This is a genomic window from Aeromonas allosaccharophila (assembly GCF_000819685.1).
GTDB classification, from domain to species: domain Bacteria; phylum Pseudomonadota; class Gammaproteobacteria; order Enterobacterales; family Aeromonadaceae; genus Aeromonas; species Aeromonas allosaccharophila.
This window is the reverse complement of sequence record NZ_CDBR01000002.1, coordinates 25203-43621: the sequence shown is the minus strand read 5'-3', so window position 1 is coordinate 43621 and position 18419 is coordinate 25203. Positions and strand designations below refer to the sequence as shown.

Here is an 18419-nt window from a genome sequence, read left to right as displayed (position 1 = left end):
TTGCGGATAAAAGACCCGGCCTATCAGGAGAAAATGGCGGATATCGACGCGGCGCTGGCCCGCTGTGATGCCGATAATCCGGTGTTTTATGAGGATGAAGTCGATATAGACCTCAATCCCAAATTGTTCAGAGCGCAACAAAAGCGGGTTGTCACACCGGGACAGAACGCGAAACATTACCTGGCAGGCGTTCTCCATGCAGGCAACGGCAGAGTGCTTTACGTCAGTGGGATAAAGAAAAACTCATCCCTGTTTATCGCCATGCTGGAAAAGCTGCGTCGCCACTACCGACGAGCCAAAACCATCACGCTGATCCTCGATAACTACATCATTCACAAAAGCAAACAGACCGAGCGATGGTTGAAGAATAACCCCAAGTTCTGCCTGGTATTCCAGCCAGTTTACAGCCCTTGGGTTAATCACATAGAACGGCTGTGGCACAAGTTACATGAAACCATCACGCGAAATCATCAATGTAGAGGAATGGCCAGCCTGCTGGCCCGAGTGAAACACTTCATGGATACCGTGTCTCCTTTCCCGGGGAATGGCTATGGCACAGCGAAGGTGTAGCACTATTGGGATCAGTTATTTAGATGGCCGTTTTGAAGCTTGATGCATGCCAACACATCACATATCACTGCGCTACTTCGGAGCCATAATTTTTGAAAAACTCAAACAAGCTGTAGCCTTTCTGGAATCTTGGCCATGCTCTCGCACCTCAATGACTGTACGTAAGATCTGGATAGTTCGTGGTGACTGCTAATCATGGATAATCAGAAACACTTTAAGGAAGACGCATTTTACTTAAAAATCTTGCGCATTCCCGCGTTGAGCTGGCGATCACCGTCCTCAGCATCACGGTCTTGCATCAATTTGATCGAGACCTCGTTGGTACCGATGGTATAGGTTGCGCTGTAATCACCACACATGCTGTCGGTTACACATTCAAAAAACGGCACCGACTTATCTTTTATTGTGCGGACGATCACCGGTTTGACTTTCAAGATCTTGGTCGCCTGACTGACTAACTCTTCGAAGTCTGCCTTGGCCTGTTTGACAGAAGCAACGGAGTCGTCTTGGTACAATGCCATGGTACCGCCGAAGGAGAGCACTTTATGTTGGTAGACCGCATAGTAATACTCACCCGTAGTTGGTCGTCCTAGGAATCCCTCGCCCGCCTTCGGTTTGCCGCGAAAGTCTTCATCAATGTCACTGCGCCAGTCATAGCGTATCAGACCATCGTTGACCACTTGGAGCGTGGTGATGGGCAGGTCGACTGTCAGGGTTTTGAAGCCCGTATTTGCGGCAATGGCCGGTGAGGCAATGAGACTGACCGCATAGCAGAGTGCAGAGAGCTGCAGGGTTTTATTGGTCAAGGTGACACCTCATGTAGATAATTGGTTTATGTGGAGTGTTGATACTCATCCGCCCACTGGATAGGTTTACTCTGGCTATTGAATATATCTCGTTCAGCCTCGTCCTGTGTAGTTCCCCAACTGGGAGGCGATAATGCCTCATTCGTAATTACACCAGTTAGGCGAACCTTAAAATTGATTTTTGCCACCTGATTAGATGATACTATCAGTTTATATACTAACAAGTTGCATGATTAGGCAAAAAATCTAATCGTTTAATTTAGACTAATTTGTTATGGGTAATAAAAACTACTGGCCCAACATGTTTTTCATCAAGTTAGTAGCCATTTTTTGCTGGGCTGCGATTGCATTTTTACATTCATCTGAATTGGCGTCTTTACCTTGTGCAATTTTCAAGGTGCACTCTTGCAGGGCTTCATTCAGTAATTTCGGATCTTTCATAAAATCCTCAACTGAGGTAGGTCCACAAGCAGTAAGTAACATAGTGAATGGAATAGCTAACAGTAACTTATTCATTTCTATTTTCTCCAAATAAAAAATGCAGATACAAATACTAGGACCTAAAAGATACAGATGGTTTTACAAGAAGTTATAAAATATGTGGTAATGACATTTCAGATTTCTTGATCAGAACTTGAGCATCTTCAATATCGTCAGGGTCTGTTACAAGCTCAAAATCAGACTGACTAAAGAGAAGCCCCATACGAATATAGTGGTAGATATAATATGTTTTGCCTGACTCGGTATTTAGGGACATACTATTGTTTGAAAATTCACTTTCAGTTTCAAAGGTGTAGTTTTTACCTGCATCAAGTTTCAGAAGATAGAAGTGTTTATTTTCTGATTCACCTAGAAATTTTTTATCGATAAAAAGATCCATATTGCTATTGCGAGCAAGCCATCCGTGACGGTAGATATAAACATGAGCCTTGCCCTCGGCGGGAGGTGAGAAGCTTTTGGCCTCATTGACGACAGCCTCATCGGTGACGGTTGGCACTGAAGAACAGCCACCAAGCATCATGGCGCAGAGCGCCAAGAAGATCATTACAAACGTATTACGCATTTTTTTACCCATCGTGCTGAAAGTTTATTGATGCTTGTGATTATTATTTTTTGAACATCTGATACGGATGTTTATTTTGCTACAGGATTGTCTGTGAGTGCGATGACGTTTTCAATAGAGTCTTTGAAAAATTTTTTGTAACTATTCGCCGGTTAATTATTTTGCACCAATTAATGAAAAAATACCAAGCTATATCAATTGCTTATGTATCCGTGTTTTATCGTGGAGGTAATGTGACTTTTGTCACATTACCTGTTTGTCAAGATATGTGGTTAGCGAAAGATGGAGAGAGCTTGATGCTCTCATGCTTTGTCCGATGGGCTTTAAAGCCAGAACTATCAGGCGTAATGCCCCCACAAAATGCGTGAAACCAGGCATTTCATGTAAACTTGAAGCCCTTATAAATCAATCATATAAATTTTCCGTCAACTCACTCTTGGCTTTTAAAATCCCTCTACGTTCGCGTCGTGCCGGTTCGATTCCGGCCTCGGCGCAATTAAACTCAAAGAGTTACGAAAGGCCACTAGCAATAGTGGCCTTTTTTTGTTTTTCCGAAATGTGGTGATTTCAAACGACAACCTTTTTCGCCAGCGTACTGGGCGCTTTGTCGGAAATAGATGCTGTTAAATAGATGTCAGAAAGAGAAAGCCCCGCGAGCGGGGCCTGGTCAGTGACGGGGGGCCCTCACTTCTTGAGGTGTTTTCTGATCGCCTTGCCAGAGGTGCCGACTGCCTTGACCGCTCGTTTCAGCTGGACTTCGGTGCACTCGAACATTTTGATCCACTGCTTCATCTCATAGGGATCGTTGACATTGATCTTCTTGGCATCGAACGGGTGAGCGACCGCATTGCTGTCAGGCATACAAACCTCAACTTGTTGAAATAGCTGGCGAGAAAGACGTTTCTGCCTGAGCGCCATCATCCTCTCAATTGGCAAGGGGCGAGGTGACGGGGTTCACACAACCTTGTGTCCTGATGCCGGCCAGCAGGTTTGCTTTGCTGATCTGTGAGCGACCACCACTTATTCGTTCGCGCCTGATGCGGTGTGAACCGGGTGGCGCGAACGACGGGGGCATGATGATGGGAGGCAGATCGCTTGGTGATACAAGCGAACTGGCGGGCTATCAAGCCTCTGCCAGCGCCCGCATTTCCAGCCGCTGCTCGCCGGGGCGGCAGATCAGCACCGAGCCTTGCTCGAACCAGTCCCCCAGCACGATGCGGCGGGCGGGGTGGCCGTCGAGGGTGAAGTCGTGGATGGCGGGTCTGTGGGTGTGGCCGTGGATCATCATCCGGCAGTCGTGGGCGCGTAGGGTCTCGTCCACCGCCGCAGGCGTCACATCCATGATGATCTGGCTCTTGTGGGCGTTCTCCATCTGGCTTTGGCCGCGCATCTTGCAGGCGATGGCCTGACGGCGGGCCAGTGGCAGCCGCAAAAAGAGCCAGCGCAACCATTTCAGCTGGGTGATGCGGCGAAACTTCTGATACCCCTCATCCAGGGTGCAGAGCAGATCGCCGTGGCTGAGCAGCACCCGCTCCCCATAGAGTTCGATGACGCAGGGGTCCCCCAGCAGGGTCATCCCCGCGCGCTTGGCAAACTGCTGGCCCAGCAGAAAGTCGCGGTTGCCGTGAATAAAGTAGATGGGCACGTTCTGCTGGCTCAGGGCCAAAAAGGCATCGGCCATCTGTTGATGGAGCGGATTGGGGTCATCATCGCCAATCCAGAATTCGAAGAGATCCCCCAGCACATAGAGGGCATCGGCGCCGGGGGCGTCGTGCTCGAGAAAGCGCACCAGTGCCGCGGTCATATCGGGCCGCTGGGCAGAGAGGTGAATGTCACTGATAAAGAGGGTGCTCATGATGTGGGGGTCGGGCTCTCGGTCGAAACAGGGCAAACAGGGGTGGCAGAGGTAGTAGAAACAACAGGAGACGAACAGTGCGCTGCGGGCGCCATCGCCATCGCCGTTGCGTCAGTGGGTGTATGCATACCGTCACGGGATGGCGGCTGCCATGACAGCTCGGCCAGATTGCGCCCCTCCAGCGTCAGCAGGGCGGCGTAAGGATCGCCCGCCAGACCCAGCAACTGGCACATGGCCGCTTCCCCTTTCAATCCCTCTTCAAGGCGCAGGCGCAGCACTTCGCGGTAGAAGGCATCACCAAACCGCTCGAGCAACGCGGCCATCAGGGTGAGGTGGCGCCAGCCGTTGAGCGTCTCGATGGGGGTGGGGGTCACGTACAGCTCCAGCGGCCAGCTGGCGCCAGCGCCATCGCGCTGATCGCAACAGACATCGCTACAGGAAAAGGTGCGCTCCAGCAGCCAGACGTTTTCGCCCTTGGCGCTTGCCTGCCAACCTCTGGTGGACAGGCTTGCAGCAAACGCCGCCGGATCAGGATGTTGGCAGAGGATATCGAGATCGCTGCCTGGCCGATCGAGGCCGATGGCAAGCGTGCTCACCAGCGCCATATCGGCGCACTGCGCTACCAGCTCATCCCACACACCGGCTGTGAGCAGGGCATGGGCCGAACGCTGGCGCGGGTTGCCGTAGGCCAGATAGTCGAGGCGGCGCCAGTTCGCTCTGGCGCTGGCGGACGCAGATGGAAAAACTGCGGCCGGAGCCGCAGTTTCATCCGTGCCGAGTTGGCAAAGATCAGTCAGCAAGGGTCACCTTGGTGATCACCACATCTTCGGTCGGCACGTCTTGATGCATGCGGCCGTAGTTACCGGTTTTGACACCCTTGATCTTGTTGACCACGTCCATCCCGGCAGTCACTTCACCGAATACGCAGTAGCCGAAGCCCTGGGTGGTGGCGGATTTGAAGTCGAGGAAGTCGTTGTTGTTCACGTTGATGAAGAACTGGGCGCTGGCAGAGTGCGGCTCGCTGGTGCGGGCCATGGCGATGGTGCCGACCTTGTTGGACAGACCGTTGGCCGCTTCGTTCTTGATGGGAGCGCGGGTATCTTTCTCTTCAAAGCCCGGAGCATAGCCGCCGCCCTGAATCATGAAGCCGTCGATAACACGGTGGAAAATGGTGTTGTCGTAGTGACCGTCACGGCAGTATTGCAGGAAGTTGGCCACGGTTTCCGGGGCTTTTTCAGCGTTCAGGGTGAGGGTGATGTCGCCGTGATTGGTGTGCAGAGTGACCATGATATGTCCTTTCATACTTTTGAACGAAAAGTGAGCAAGCGACAGGGTGCTTGCGGGGTGTAGCATAAAGTGGTGGCAATTCTAGCCCATCAAGGGGCTGCGGCATAGTGTTGCAGAAAGTGCTGCAAAGGGCGCATCCAGTGCCAGAACATAGGCGGCAGGCGGGATTGGCCACATTTTCCGCCTCGTTTTCTGCCCTTGAACGGGGTATTATGACCAACCATTTTACTCACAGGCAGTGGTTATAAGATGCTGAAGATATACAACACACTCACTCGTCAAAAAGAAGAATTCAAACCTATCCACCCGGGCAAGGTGGGCATGTATGTGTGTGGTGTCACCATCTACGATCACTGTCATATCGGCCACGGCCGCACCTTCGTCGCCTTTGATGTGGTGGCTCGCTACCTGCGTTACGCCGGTTACGACCTGACCTACGTGCGCAACATCACCGACGTGGATGACAAGATCATCAAGCGCGCCGCTGAAACCCGCGTCACCTGTGACGACTTGACCGAGCGTCTGATTGGCGACATGCACGCCGACTTCGACGCCCTCGGCATGGTGCGCCCGGATATCGAACCGCGCGCTACCCAGCACATCAGCGAAATCATCGAGCTGGTGCAATCCCTGCTCGCCAAGGATCACGCCTACGTGGCCGATAACGGCGACGTGATGTTTATCGTCGAATCCTACGCTGACTACGGCAAGCTCTCCGGGCAGGATCTGGAGCAGCTGCAAGCCGGTGCCCGCGTTGACGTGGTCGATGCCAAGCGCAACCCGCTCGACTTCGTGCTGTGGAAGATGTCCAAGCCGGGCGAACCGACCTGGGAAAGCCCCTGGGGCCCGGGCCGTCCTGGCTGGCACATCGAGTGCTCCGCCATGAACTCCAAGCACCTTGGCAACCACTTCGACATCCACGGCGGCGGCTCCGATCTGCAGTTCCCGCACCACGAGAACGAGATCGCCCAGTCCTGCTGCGCCCACGGTGGCGACTACGTCAACACCTGGATGCACAGCGGCATGGTGATGGTGGACAAAGAGAAGATGTCCAAGTCCCTTGGCAACTTCTTCACCATCCGTGACGTGCTGGCCCACTACGACGCCGAAACCGTCCGTTACTTCCTGATGTCTGGCCACTACCGCAGCCAGCTCAACTACTCGGAAGATAACCTGAAGCAAGCCCGCGCCGCGCTGGAGCGCATGTACACCGCCCTGCGCGATCTGCCGGTGGCTGCTGCTGCCGGTGGCGACGAGCAGGTGGCTCGCTTCAAAGAGGCGATGGACGACGACTTCAACACCCCGGAAGCCTACTCCGCCCTGTTCGATCTGGTGCGCGAGATCAATCGCCAGAAAGCGGAAGACATCAATGTTGCCGCTGGCCTCGGTGCCCGTCTGCGCGAACTGGGCGCGGTGCTCGGCATCCTGCAGCAAGACCCCGAGGCTTTCTTGAAGGGTGATGAAGCGGATGAAGAGGTTGCCGAAATCGAACGCCTGATCGCCGAGCGTAATCAGGCCCGTGCCGACAAGAACTGGGCCGCGGCGGATGCCGCCCGCAACCGTCTCACCGAGATGGGTATCGTGCTGGAAGACAGCGCCGGCAAAACCAGCTGGCGCCGTGCCTAAGGCCGGTGGGCCTGTTGCTGCCAACAGGTTGAGCCAATAAAAAACCGCAGCCCTAGGGCTGCGGTTTTTTTGTGGTCTGCCGGAGGGCAGACACCTTCCCTCTCTCCTGATTGGCATGGCTTCGCCATGCAGGGCGCGAGGGCCTTGCCCTCGAAGGTGTTTCGCCCGCCCTTCGGGCTGGGGCGAGTGACTTTTGAAAGACCAAAAGTCACCAAAAGTCTTTTCCCCCGGCAAACCACCCGCTTCGCGGGTTCCCTCGTCTCGTTCAACGGGTCGGACGGAGCGCCGCAGACGGCACATCCATGTGCCGACTGCGGCTGCGCCATCATCCCTGATGGCGCTCCTGACCCGTTGAACTCGACTCGGCGGTTTGCAGGGGGAACCAATACCGTGCCCGTCTGTGGCTGCGGTAGTTGCTATGGATGCCTTGCCTGAGTTGGTTTTATTGGTTAGCTAAATGAAAAACCGCTGCTCAAGAGTTGTGTTTTTTTATTTATGTAGATAAGTATAAATAAACTTCAATATTACAATGGTGACTCTATTTAACTTTGTATTTTGCTAGTTTTTTTTCAGCAATAAAATACAAATTACCTTTGGCCCTAGTGCAAGCAACATAAAGTTTATTTTTTGTCGTAGGGCTAAGATTTTCTAATGTGTTTTCTTCGTAGGATTTTAAGGTTGTTGGGTTTAACACTACACAAACATCCTGGAAGTGATCTAATCCCTTTGTGTTACCCCAATTTGCAGTGTTTCCATGATATGTATTGCTGCCTTTAAAAAATAGTTTAACAATAGATTTATCTTTGAATATATCATCTATTTCATTATCGTCTTCAATGAATTTTACTGCCGTTAAATCTTCCCTGTGGGATTCAATAGCAACCCCTAAATGTTTATGCACGAATAAACACACGCTGGGGCTACAGCGATAACTATTAGATAAAGATGTTAAGTCTATGATGAAACCAGATTTTTCCAACTTATTACAATATTGGGGAAAAGAGTCGTGTAGAGAGTTTTGGGTATTCCCATCTCGGCTTGTATCGAAAGTATGTTGATAGAAATCACCGACTAGACGGATGTTTACGTTAGCTTCTACCAAGGCACATAACAAGTTGAAGTCGTTGGCTGCGAAATCTTGTATCTCATCAATACAAACTAGGTCAAAAAACTTCTCTATTCTTTGAAGGATTTCAGGTATGGCATTAAACTCAATCAGTAACTTTGCAATGCGATTGGAGAATAATCTTTTATTTCTGTCTACGTAATGCGCTAATAGTTTTTTACTTGTGCGCTGTGCATACTGTGGTAATGGGTAATCAAAATTAATTCCTTTGGTTTTTATTTCGTGGCCACAAATCGGTCTAAAGCAAAAGGAATATAAAAAATTGAAATAACTATATATTTTAATGCCATCTGGAATACACCCAAACTTCCGAATAACGCTATGTTTAAGATGATGAGTGTTATTTTCTGTATATGTAATAAGTAAACATCGACTGTCAGCTGCAAGGAGATCAATGATACTTGATGTTTTACCAGAACCAGCGACAGCGAAGACTACTCGTTTATCCATGTTATGGCCCTCTTTATATAATCTGGTACTGTCAATAATTCTGAGTAATTATCTAAAAGTTGGAATGCACTTTCTGCTTTGTGGCTTAACATGAACTCTAAGGGTGTTTTACTTATTCTTCCGCCAGAAAACATTGCATCACAAATAGCTTTGTTATCCTGATATAAGCATACTTCAAATGTATAACGCTCAGTATCTTCATCAGAGAAAACTTTAATTTTATCTGAAACATGCTCGATGTAGTTTTCTACACAATTAACTTGATAGTCTTTATCATTATCACGAATAACAGCTGTTCTAATACCAAGTTCTCTTGCCAGTTCCATATATCTTTTAAAGCTAGTGCCACCAACAGAAATGACATGAACATTTTCATTCTCTAAACTACTCCCTGTTTCTTTTGAGTACATTGCATCGATTAACATATACTCTGCGTCGCCCTCAACCAGTATTACTTTACTTGATAATACAAGCTCAAGAATGTTGTTGTCAGGAGCCTTCATAAAAAACTTTGCTGTGGAATTAGAGAGATTCTTTAGCGTGACAGGTTTTTTGCTGGAACTATTTATGAGTATTGACTTTCGCAAATCCAAGCGAGCACTTATCAGACTGCTGTGTGTTGCAATTATTATTTGATTTTGATGTGTATTTGAAATTTTTGAAACTAGCAGCTTCATATTACTATGGCTCAGATGATTTTCTGGCTCTTCAAGTAGTAGCACATCTATGGTTCTTTTTTCAGAATTTCTAGATAATGCAAATTCTGTTTTTATAAAGCACTGCCTTCCTTTACCTCTCTCATCGATTGGAATGTTATCTTGGGTCAGTGTGATATCGGTTTCTAAATTAAATTTAGAACCTGTTCTGACAGTAAACTCATATTCACCCAATTCATCGTTAATGGTTTTAAAATTTTTTTCCTTGAATTGAAGCTTCTGTTGTCTATATTCATTTTGCAAACCAATTCTGGTCACGAGGTCAACAGTTGAATCATAGATGGTTCTTATATACTCCTTGTTCGCATTCTCACTATTGATTTTTGTACTGTCAATTGTTAGGCACTTTAGAAAACGACGGTATCCTGTGTATGCCTCTCCATTGAAAGTGATGAACTTGACGGTATAAAATTCGAAGGGGAAATTTTCGCTTCCATCAGCCAGTAGTTGGTTTATTTCATTAATAAGATCCTCATTGGGTTGATAAATCATATGCAAGCCACTCGAATTGGTTTTATCAGTATTATGCTTGCCGAAAAGATCTGGATTAGTCTCATCACTAAAATAAGCTTCAATATGTACTTCTGGTAATTTTTCAAAACTCCTATCTGTTTTAAAGAAATCAGATATTGCAGTTTTATTTAGAAGTGACTCCAATCCAACGGATTCGACTTTATGCCTGCTTCCGCTAGAAAGTAATTCTATCGCTTGTAATATTGAGCTTTTCCCTGCTTCATTATCCCCAATAATAATATTCATTTTTGGATCGAATTCAATTTCAAATTCGATGAACCGTTTAAAATTAAGAAGTTTTATTTTCTTTATGCAATTCATAATTATCCCTCTGTTTGATTGATTTGTTGCAGGTATTTGGCTTTGCAAAGAAGAAATTAATTGTGAAAATTAAAGCCAATCCTCATATGACTATCCATGCGGTATACTGAAAAATAGATTTCGGGACAATTACTGCCGCGGATGATGTTTTTTTAATTACCAGCTTTCCGAGCAATATCATATGACAGTTTCAAGGCTGCGGATTGGGTTTTACCCCCTGTTGTTCGCCGAGGTGAGACCGTTTGTCCAGGCCGCGAGGCAGGACGCCGAGCGAGCGGCGCTGGGCCATGGATGGCCCATCGGCGCGTGCCGTCGGACAAACGGGTGAACCGAGGGCACCCGACGAAGGAGGGCGAACAAGCGGGGGTGGCCTTTCTTTTGGTGACTTTTCTTTGGCCACGCAAAGAAAAGTCACTCGCCAAGCCGCGCAGCGGCGGCGAAACCCCGTCGAGGACGGAGTCCTCGTGTCCTGCATGGCGAAGCCATGCCAATACCTTGTTGCAGGGCAAAGACGTTACCGAACCCCTCACCCTAACCCTCTCCCGCAAGGGGAGAGGGGACGGTTACCGTGGACGATTACGCTCCGCTAATCGACCCTACTGGCGAAGCCGTGCCAATACCTTGTTGAAGAGCAAAGACGTTACCTAACCCCTCACCCTAACCCTCTCCCGCAAGGGGAGAGGGGATGGTTACCGTGGACGATTACGCTGCGCTACTCGACCCTACCAATTGATCCCAACGCCTCACTCGCCCGCAAGGGGAGAGGGGATGGTTACCGCGGACGATTACGCTTCGCTAATCGACCCTACTCGACCCGATTCGACTTTACCCATTGCCCCAAGCGTCCACCGTACAAGGGGGCATGGGCACAGCCACAAGGGCTGACGGGCAAGCCGTCGAGGGTGCAACCCTCGGGCCACGGCGCAGGGGCGAGAGCGCGGCTGGATGCCGCCAAAGTCGCTACCGCCCCTGATTGTCGCTACCAGATTGCGCCGTTGACCATTGATCACGAGCAGGGGCCAACAGCCGCCGCTGGATATCTTACGGATTCATTGAGCGCTTAACTATGGCGGCCATCACGCAACTATCAGAAACCAGAAGTTTTTTTTGCGCTGGCGCACACTTTTCGAAATGGGGGTTCAATCAATGGCTGTCGGGGCTGGGTACTGGCAGGGCGATGGGGTAACGCCGCAAGGGGAGGGGCTATCACCTTGATTTAAAACGAGGCTCACAGATTTTTTGCCATCGCCGGGTAGACTGGGGCCACTGCGGCGCTGCGCCGCCTCTGGATCAGCAGACAGGGTATAACTGAGCTGGCTCACCCCTATGTATGACTGATGGAGGCGCCGGTCATGTCCGCTACCCGTATCTGGATTAAAAACCCCCTTGCCACCTTTACCCCCGAGGCCGTCGATGGTCGCGGTGGGCTGGTGATTGAAAATAATCTCATCAGCGAGGTGCTGGCGGCGGGCCAGCAGCCAGCCCGGCCGTGCGATCAGCTGTTCGATGCCCGCGACCATGTGGTGCTGCCGGGCCTTATCAATACCCACCACCACTTCTACCAGACCCTGACCCGCGCCTGGGGGCCGGTGGTCAATCAGCCGCTCTTCCCCTGGCTCAAGACCCTCTATCCGGTGTGGGCCAGATTGACACCGGACGCGTTGGCGCTGGCGAGCAAGGTGGCGATGGCGGAGCTGCTGCTCTCCGGTTGCACCACGGCGGCGGATCACCACTACCTCTTCCCGCGCGGGATGGAGGAGTCCATCGATATTCAGGTCGAGACGGTGCGTGAGTTAGGGATGCGCGCCATGCTGACCCGTGGCTCCATGAGTTTGGGCGAAGATGAGGGGGGCTTGCCGCCGCGCCACACGGTGCAGGGGCAGCAGCAGATCCTCGATGACAGCCTGCGGCTGGTGCGTCAGTACCACCAGCGCGGCGCCGGGGCGCAGATCCAGATTGCGCTGGCCCCTTGCTCCCCCTTCTCGGTGACCGAGGAGATCATGGTCGAGAGCGCCAAGCTCGCGGCCGAGCTCGATGTGCGGCTGCACACCCATCTGGCGGAGACGCTGGATGAGGAGGCGTTCTGCCTTGAACGCTTTGGCCTACGCACCGTCGATTATCTGGAGAAGGTAGGCTGGCTTGGGGATCGCACCTGGCTGGCCCACGGCATCCACTTCAATCCGGACGAGATTGCGCGGCTGGGAGCGGCGGGCACCGGGGTGTGCCACTGTCCGGTCTCCAATATGCGGCTCGCCTCCGGCATCTGCCCAACGCTGGATCTCGAAGCGGCCGGTGCACCGGTGGGGCTCGGGGTGGACGGCTCGGCCTCCAACGATGCCTCGAACCTGATGCAAGAAGCCCGTCAGGCGCTCTATCTGCAGCGGCTGCGCTACGGCGCCGAGCGCATCACCCCGCGCAAGGTGCTGGAGTGGGCGACCCGTGGCTCGGCCAGGCTGCTGGGGCGCGGCGATCTCGGCGAGCTGCTGCCCGGCAAGCAGGCGGATCTGGCGCTGTTCAAGCTCGATGATCTGCGCTTTAGCGGCAGTCACGATCCCGTTGCTGCGCTGATCTTGTGCGGTGCCGAGCGCGCCGATCGGGTGATGGTGGGCGGCAAGTGGCGGGTGGTGGATGGCGTTATCGAGGGGTTGGATATCGAGCAGCTTATCGCCCGCCACAAGGTAGCCGCCGCGGCGCTGGTGCGTGGTTGAATGTAAGGGACTGTGTGAGTCACCAGAAGTGGTCAACCCAAGGTGAATAGCCAAAGGAGAGTGCTCGACAACAACGCACAGGCCGTGCGCGATTGAGTGTGGCGAGCCACAAAACCGGAGGGGCCCATATCGGGCCCCTCTGTATTGGCGGTGTGCGAGCTAGTTGGTTGTCCCGGTTTTGGCCTGTTCAGTGTTGGCGGGTGCCGGTGCCGGGAAATATTTGCTGTGCAGCAGCGGGTATTCACTGCTCGCCAGCACCTGGGTCAAGCCGGTCTGGAACTCTCTGACCAGCGCATCGCTCACCGGATGGCTGAAGGCGAAGCAGAACTGTTCCGAGCTCAGCACCCACTGCTCCTTGAAACGGGCGGGGTCGAGTTTTTGCTCGACGATCAGCTGCTCCATGGTGGTCTTGTTGGTGGAGACCAAATCGACCCGGCCAGAGGTGAGCATCTTCAGCGCCTGTGCCAGCCGGTTGGCGGCCATCAGTTTGGTCTCGTCAAAGCCGTTGTTGAGCAGCAGCTGCTCCCCCACATCGGCCCGCACCGCCCCGATATTGAACGCTTTGGCATCGTCGAGCTTGGTGATGGTGATATTGCGCTCGGCCAGCCCCACCAGCACGATCTCGGCATACCCGATGGGGCAGGCCCACTTGAACAGGGGATCCCGCGCCTGGGTGCGAGCGGTGGAGAAGAGTACCGCATTGGGCTTTTGGGTCAGCAGATAGTAACCGCGCGCCCAGGGCATGATGGTGATGGGCTGCGGCGGGGTGTTGGTCTTTTGCCACACCAGTTGCAGCAGCTCGACCGCGAGGCCGGCAGGGGCGCCGCTGGCGTCGGCGTAGTTGTAGGGTTTGTACTCTTCGGTGAGGTAGTGCAGTTTGCCGAGCTCAGGACTCGCCTGTGCGAGGGTGGCCAGCAGCGCTCCGGCCAATCCAATCCATGCTTTCATTTTTGCCATCCTGATCAAGGGAATATCATGCTCAAGTGTGACCAAGCTGGCCGATTTCGCCAAGGCGACGGGGCATGTTTGGTAATAAAAGTGCCGGCGCTCGCTGCCATCCCGCGCCATCTGTCGGCAGCGATCAGGGCGTTAGCGCAGCGACAGGTATTTGGTTTGCAAGGCCGAGAAATCCGCTGACGCGACGACCCGGGTCAGCGCCTGCTGGAAGAGGGCGACCTCGCTGTCGGGCACCTGACGGCTGAAGGCGTAGCAGAGCGGTGTGGTATCCAGCACGAAGGCAACATGAACGTCATCCGGCTTGAAGCCGAGCTGCTGCAGGGTTTGATAGCCCACCAGTTTGTTGGTCGCAAACAGATCGGCACGGCCGGAGGTGAGCATTTTGGCCGCCTGGGTGAGCCGGTTGGCCTGCATCAGCTGGTGCTCATCGATACCGCGATCGAGCAGCAGTTGCTTGGAGACGGTGGCGCGCACCACCCCGATCTTGTAGTGGTCAAGCTGCGCTGCCGAGTCGAGGGTGATGTTGTCACCCTTGCGCCCCAGCAGCACAAACTCCGAATGGTCGATGGGGCAGGCCCACTTGAATAGGGGCTCCCGCTGCGGGGTGCGGGCGGTGGCAAACAGCACCACATTGGGTTTTTGTTGCAGCAGGTTGTAGCCACGGGCCCAGGGCAGAATGCGGATTGGCTGGGGCGCCATGCCGCGCGCCTGCCAGATCAGTTGCAGCAGCTCGACAGACAGACCGGTGGGCTGGCCCCGTTCGTCACTGAAGTTATAAGGGGAGGAGATTTCGCTGAGGTATTCGAGTTTGGCCGGATCCGCCTGGGCGAAGGTCGTCCACAGGAGCAGCAGGTGAATGAAGTGCCATGTTCGCACGGGAAAATCCTTGCCAATCAAAGATGTTGGTCAGTTTGACTGCTCGCGGCGGGAATAGCTAGCCACCTCTATTGCATCTTTCATCCATAAAATGGGCAGCGCCTTGCTGCCCATCGGGTGAGTGAGTGCTCAGCGCACCGGCAGGTATTTGGCCTGCAATTTGCGAAACTCTTCCGAGGCGAGGGCGCGGGTCAGGGCCTGCTGAAAGAGGGTGATCTCGCTGTCAGGCACCTGACGGCTGAAGGCGTAGCAGAGCTGCTCTGCGCTCAGCACCATGGCCACGTTGAAGTCGTCGCTATTGAGCTTCAGTTCGCGGATGGCGTCATATCCCGCCAGCTTGCTGGTGGCGAGCAGATCGGCGCGACCGGAGAGCAGCATCTTCAACCCCTGCGACAGGCGGTTGGCCGAGATGATGTTGTTGTCATCCATGCCGTTGTTGAGCAGCAGTTGCTCGGCGGCGTCCGAGCGCACCGCGCTGATCTTGTACTGACTCATCTGATCCACCGAGTCGAGCGTGATGTTTTGCACCTTGCGGCCCAGCAGGATGTACTCCGAGTAGCCGATGGGGCACACCCACTTGAAGAGATCCTCCCGCGCCTGGGTGCGGGCGGTGGAGAAGAGCACCACGTTGGGCTTCTGGGTTAGCAAGTAATAACCTCGCGCCCAGGGCAGGATGCGCACCGGCTGGGGCGCCACGCCGCTGTGTTGCCAGATCATCTGCAGCAGATCGACCGCAAGGCCGGTGGGCTGGCCTTGCGGATCGCTGAAGTTGTAGGGGGGATACTCTTCGGTGAGGTACTCGAGCTTGCCCAGATCAGCCCGGGCCGCCGAGGCCCAGCAGAGCAGCAACAGATGACAGATCAGCCATATCCTCATTGGGAACATCCTTAGCGATCAACCTTGTATTGAGTGTGACCATGAACAGCGTAAATAGCCACTCACTGCCATTACCAGCGGGCGCGGGTCTGCCCGATGGGCTGGTAAGCCTCGTCCCGCAGCCCCACCAGCAGGGTCTTGCCATCCGCTTGCAGCCGGAATTCGCCGTAGCGGGCCGCTTGATACTGATCCCCCGTGCCCTCTTCAAAGAAGTAGGCGTCGGGGCCAATCTGCCACTGCCGCTCGCTCTGATGCACCTGCAATAGCCGCTCATCGCTGGCGAGCCGATCCGGCTTGCCAGCGGCCACCAGACTTGCCACCTGATGGGCATCGAGGCGGATCACCAGGGTATCGCGGCCCTTTTCACGGGCATCGCTGCTGGCCAGCTCGCGGGCAATCTCATAGTTCAGCCGCATGTAATCCCCCTGCATCAGGGAGCGGGGATCGACCGGGGCGAGCCGCAGCAGCACCACTTCGCCGCTGCTCATGGCGCGCTCATAGCGCCAGACGGTGGCATTGATGCCCGCCAGGATGGCCAGGCCGCTCAGCAACAGGGCGAGCTGTCGGGTAACGGGTTTCATGAGTCGCTCCTTGCCGCGAAGGTGATGAGCAGCTGGCGGGCACCCAGCAGCAGGAGGCCTGAGCCCAGCAGCAGCCAGGATTTGGTCATCAGGGTGAGCCCCAGATCGTAGTAGTAGAGGGAGCCATAACCGAGCAGCAGCAGGGCTGAAAGGGTCATCAGCCCCAGACTACCGGCATAAAACCCGAGGATCAGCACCAGTGCGCCCGCTCCCATGCCGGGGATGATGGCGCTGATCAGCACCAGCGGCAGGCCAAACAGCAGGGGGAGCCTCAGTTTCACCATCACCGCCAGCAACAGGGCGGCGCAGAGCAGCGGATTGAGCCAGAGCGGCAGGCGCGACAGCCCCAGCTCGTCCAGCATGCTGCCGCCGCTATCCCACAGCGGTTGGTGCAGACGCCCCAGCACCAGCAGCGAGAGGGCCAGCCCCAGGGTGATGGAGTGGTAGAGCTGGTGGCGCTCTGGATCCCTATCTGCCCGCAGCCAGCAGAAGGTAATGGCCGCCATCACCAGCGGCAGTGCCAGCAGTTGCAGCCCGAGGCAGGCGAGGCCAAGGGTGAGCAGCAGGGCTGCCGCCACGCTGTGAAACAGCCGTACCAGCCAGTGATCGAACAGCACGGCGATGGCGAGCGACAGCAGGCACAGACCGAACCAGAGCAGGGCGTGATGGAGATCCAGCTGATCGAGCAGGCCATAGAGCAGCCAGGCATCGGCCGCCAGGGTGAGTGCCAGCACGAACTGATCCCAGAGATCGCCGCGCTGGCTGCGGTTGAGGGCATACGCCCCCCCCAGCAGCACGGCCCCCAGCAGCAGGGCGCTGTTGGCCTCGCGGGTCAGCTGCTCGAAGGTGAGAAACAGGAAAAAGAGCAGGAACAGGGCGGCAATCCAGCCCACCAGCCCCAGCATAAAACGGCTCGACCAGTGGGGCTGGGTGTCACGGGGCATCTCCCCTTCCACCAGATTGGCCTGTTGCAGCGCTTGCCAAAGGGTCAGATCACTCATGAGACCTCCGTTGTTGTTGCAGCCAGCGGGCGGCGGTGACAGAAAGGCCGATGGCAATCAGGCTCAGCAGCAAGAAGCCGTTGATATCGGGTTCCATCCATTTACCAAGGGTGGCGAGGATGACGGCAATCAGACTGAGGCACCCCATGGCGAGTCCGGCGATAAATCTGTGGTGCCACAGGGCATAGGCCGCGGCGAGCCAGCCAAACCAGAGCGGCCACACCAGCGGGGAGGCGGCATCAAACAGCGCCAGCAGGGTGAGCAGGGTAGCCCCCAGACCCGCAGCCAGACCCGCCAGCCAGCTTGGCATCAGGCGCCAGCGGGCCGGTGCCAGCAGAAGCAGACCCCAGAGGGCGGCGTTGAGCAGGGTGAGGCACCAGCCCAGACCCTCTTCATCGAAGGTAAAGAAGAGTGCGAACAGGCCGAGCCGCCAGTAGAGCACCAGCGCCAGCTGGCCGAGCAGCCAGCTTAAGGTCCAGAGCAGAGGGCTTTGGCCAAATAGCGCCAGTGGCACCAGCATCAGCGCCCAGGTAGCGAACAGCTGCCAGGGATCGGCGCCGGTCTGGTAGGTCTGGCCCACCAACGCCAGCAGGGCGCCGATATTGAGGGCGATGGCGAGCAGCAGCGCCTGACGGGAGGTATCCCCCAGCGGTTTGCGCCACAGCAGAAGCAGCATGGCGAGCAGCGGTGCCTCCAGCAGCGCAAGGCGGGAGACCCGGCCCAGCTCTTGCCAGTTGAAGGCGACGAAGAAGATGAGGCCAGCCCCGATACAGAGGGCGCCGAGCCAGAGCAGCAGCCGGTCAAACAGCCACTGCCAGCGCGCCGGATGGGGGGGAAGATCGGCGAGGGTCAGGGCGTCCGCCAGCTTCTCTGGCGCCAGCCGTCCCTGTTTGACCCATTCGAGAAGCGTCTCTCTTGATACGTTGTGCATGGGGGGACTCCGCGAGGTTTGCCCCATTATGGCATGAGGCACCCGCAACCGTGCACTGCCCCTTGGCTCTGCGGCTGGTGGTTGCGACAGCGGATTACGCAATAGACACAGCAGTAAACAAAAAGCCCTCCACAGGGGAGGGCTTGGTCATCGGAT

Annotated in this window: 18 protein-coding genes; 3 read left to right on the top strand and 15 right to left on the bottom strand. The window is 54.5% G+C overall.

Annotated elements, in window-relative coordinates:
• Positions 1–570, top strand: a 570-nt coding sequence (locus BN1115_RS00315) for an IS630 family transposase (protein ID WP_042655578.1), incomplete at its 5' end; no start/stop codon positions are given.
• A gap of 230 nt (positions 571–800) precedes the next feature.
• On the opposite strand, the gene BN1115_RS00310 is transcribed toward BN1115_RS00315, so the two are convergent.
• From BN1115_RS00310 to BN1115_RS00285, 7 genes are all read right to left on the bottom strand, one after another.
• Entirely contained in the window at positions 801–1376 is a 576-nt protein-coding gene (locus BN1115_RS00310) for a hypothetical protein (protein WP_042655577.1), read from the bottom strand.
• A gap of 288 nt (positions 1377–1664) precedes the next feature.
• Entirely contained in the window at positions 1665–1892 is a 228-nt protein-coding gene (locus tag BN1115_RS00305) for an EexN family lipoprotein (protein ID WP_042655576.1), read from the bottom strand.
• A gap of 73 nt (positions 1893–1965) precedes the next feature.
• The gene (locus tag BN1115_RS00300) at positions 1966–2439 is read right to left on the bottom strand and encodes a DUF2846 domain-containing protein (RefSeq protein WP_050070471.1); all 474 of its coding nucleotides are present in this window, start codon (positions 2437–2439) and stop codon (positions 1966–1968) included.
• A gap of 684 nt (positions 2440–3123) precedes the next feature.
• On the bottom strand, positions 3124–3300 hold the full coding sequence (locus BN1115_RS21345; protein ID WP_019445078.1) for a DUF3606 domain-containing protein: 177 nt from the start codon (positions 3298–3300) through the stop codon (positions 3124–3126).
• 262 nt (positions 3301–3562) lie between these two features.
• Positions 3563–4294, bottom strand: a complete 732-nt coding sequence (gene lpxH / locus BN1115_RS00295; RefSeq protein ID WP_042655575.1) for a UDP-2,3-diacylglucosamine diphosphatase — start codon at positions 4292–4294, stop codon at positions 3563–3565.
• A complete protein-coding gene (locus BN1115_RS00290) occupies positions 4291–5094 on the bottom strand; it encodes a DUF4269 domain-containing protein (RefSeq protein ID WP_042655574.1) in 804 nt (267 codons plus the stop codon). Before BN1115_RS00290 ends, lpxH begins: the two co-directional genes overlap by 4 nt.
• A complete protein-coding gene (locus tag BN1115_RS00285) occupies positions 5084–5581 on the bottom strand; it encodes a peptidylprolyl isomerase (RefSeq protein ID WP_042655573.1) in 498 nt (165 codons plus the stop codon). The genes BN1115_RS00290 and BN1115_RS00285 overlap by 11 nt, the downstream gene beginning before the upstream one ends.
• A gap of 249 nt (positions 5582–5830) precedes the next feature.
• Between BN1115_RS00285 and cysS the strand changes: the two genes are divergently transcribed.
• Positions 5831–7207 carry a cysteine--tRNA ligase gene (gene cysS, locus BN1115_RS00280; RefSeq protein WP_042655572.1) on the top strand — a complete coding sequence of 459 codons (1377 nt, stop codon included), beginning with the start codon at positions 5831–5833 and terminating at the stop codon, positions 7205–7207.
• A 538-nt stretch (positions 7208–7745) separates the two neighbouring features.
• Here the strand turns inward: cysS and BN1115_RS21340 are convergent.
• Complete coding sequence (locus BN1115_RS21340) at positions 7746–8783, bottom strand: UvrD-helicase domain-containing protein (protein WP_082034761.1); 1038 nt, start codon at positions 8781–8783, stop codon at positions 7746–7748.
• Positions 8768–10333, bottom strand: a complete 1566-nt coding sequence (locus BN1115_RS00275; RefSeq protein WP_042655571.1) for an ATP-dependent nuclease — start codon at positions 10331–10333, stop codon at positions 8768–8770. The genes BN1115_RS21340 and BN1115_RS00275 overlap by 16 nt, the downstream gene beginning before the upstream one ends.
• Before the next feature lie 1352 nt (positions 10334–11685).
• Here BN1115_RS00275 and BN1115_RS00270 point away from each other — a divergent pair.
• Positions 11686–13041 carry an 8-oxoguanine deaminase gene (locus BN1115_RS00270; RefSeq protein WP_042655570.1) on the top strand — a complete coding sequence of 452 codons (1356 nt, stop codon included), beginning with the start codon at positions 11686–11688 and terminating at the stop codon, positions 13039–13041.
• A gap of 159 nt (positions 13042–13200) precedes the next feature.
• Here the strand turns inward: BN1115_RS00270 and BN1115_RS00265 are convergent, their stop codons facing one another.
• From BN1115_RS00265 to BN1115_RS00240, 6 genes are all read right to left on the bottom strand, one after another.
• A complete protein-coding gene (locus BN1115_RS00265; protein WP_042655569.1) occupies positions 13201–13989 on the bottom strand; it encodes a substrate-binding periplasmic protein in 789 nt (262 codons plus the stop codon).
• A 141-nt stretch (positions 13990–14130) separates the two neighbouring features.
• On the bottom strand, positions 14131–14874 hold the full coding sequence (locus BN1115_RS00260) for a substrate-binding periplasmic protein (protein WP_042655568.1): 744 nt from the start codon (positions 14872–14874) through the stop codon (positions 14131–14133).
• A 129-nt stretch (positions 14875–15003) separates the two neighbouring features.
• On the bottom strand, positions 15004–15750 hold the full coding sequence (locus BN1115_RS00255) for a substrate-binding periplasmic protein (protein WP_042655567.1): 747 nt from the start codon (positions 15748–15750) through the stop codon (positions 15004–15006).
• 71 nt (positions 15751–15821) lie between these two features.
• On the bottom strand, positions 15822–16331 hold the full coding sequence (locus BN1115_RS00250) for a GDYXXLXY domain-containing protein (RefSeq protein ID WP_042655566.1): 510 nt from the start codon (positions 16329–16331) through the stop codon (positions 15822–15824).
• Positions 16328–17332 carry a DUF4401 domain-containing protein gene (locus BN1115_RS00245; protein WP_042655565.1) on the bottom strand — a complete coding sequence of 335 codons (1005 nt, stop codon included), beginning with the start codon at positions 17330–17332 and terminating at the stop codon, positions 16328–16330. The genes BN1115_RS00250 and BN1115_RS00245 overlap by 4 nt, the downstream gene beginning before the upstream one ends.
• Positions 17325–18263 carry a DUF2157 domain-containing protein gene (locus BN1115_RS00240; protein ID WP_042655564.1) on the bottom strand — a complete coding sequence of 313 codons (939 nt, stop codon included), beginning with the start codon at positions 18261–18263 and terminating at the stop codon, positions 17325–17327. The genes BN1115_RS00245 and BN1115_RS00240 overlap by 8 nt, the downstream gene beginning before the upstream one ends.
• Between the last annotated feature and the right edge of the window lie 156 nt (positions 18264–18419).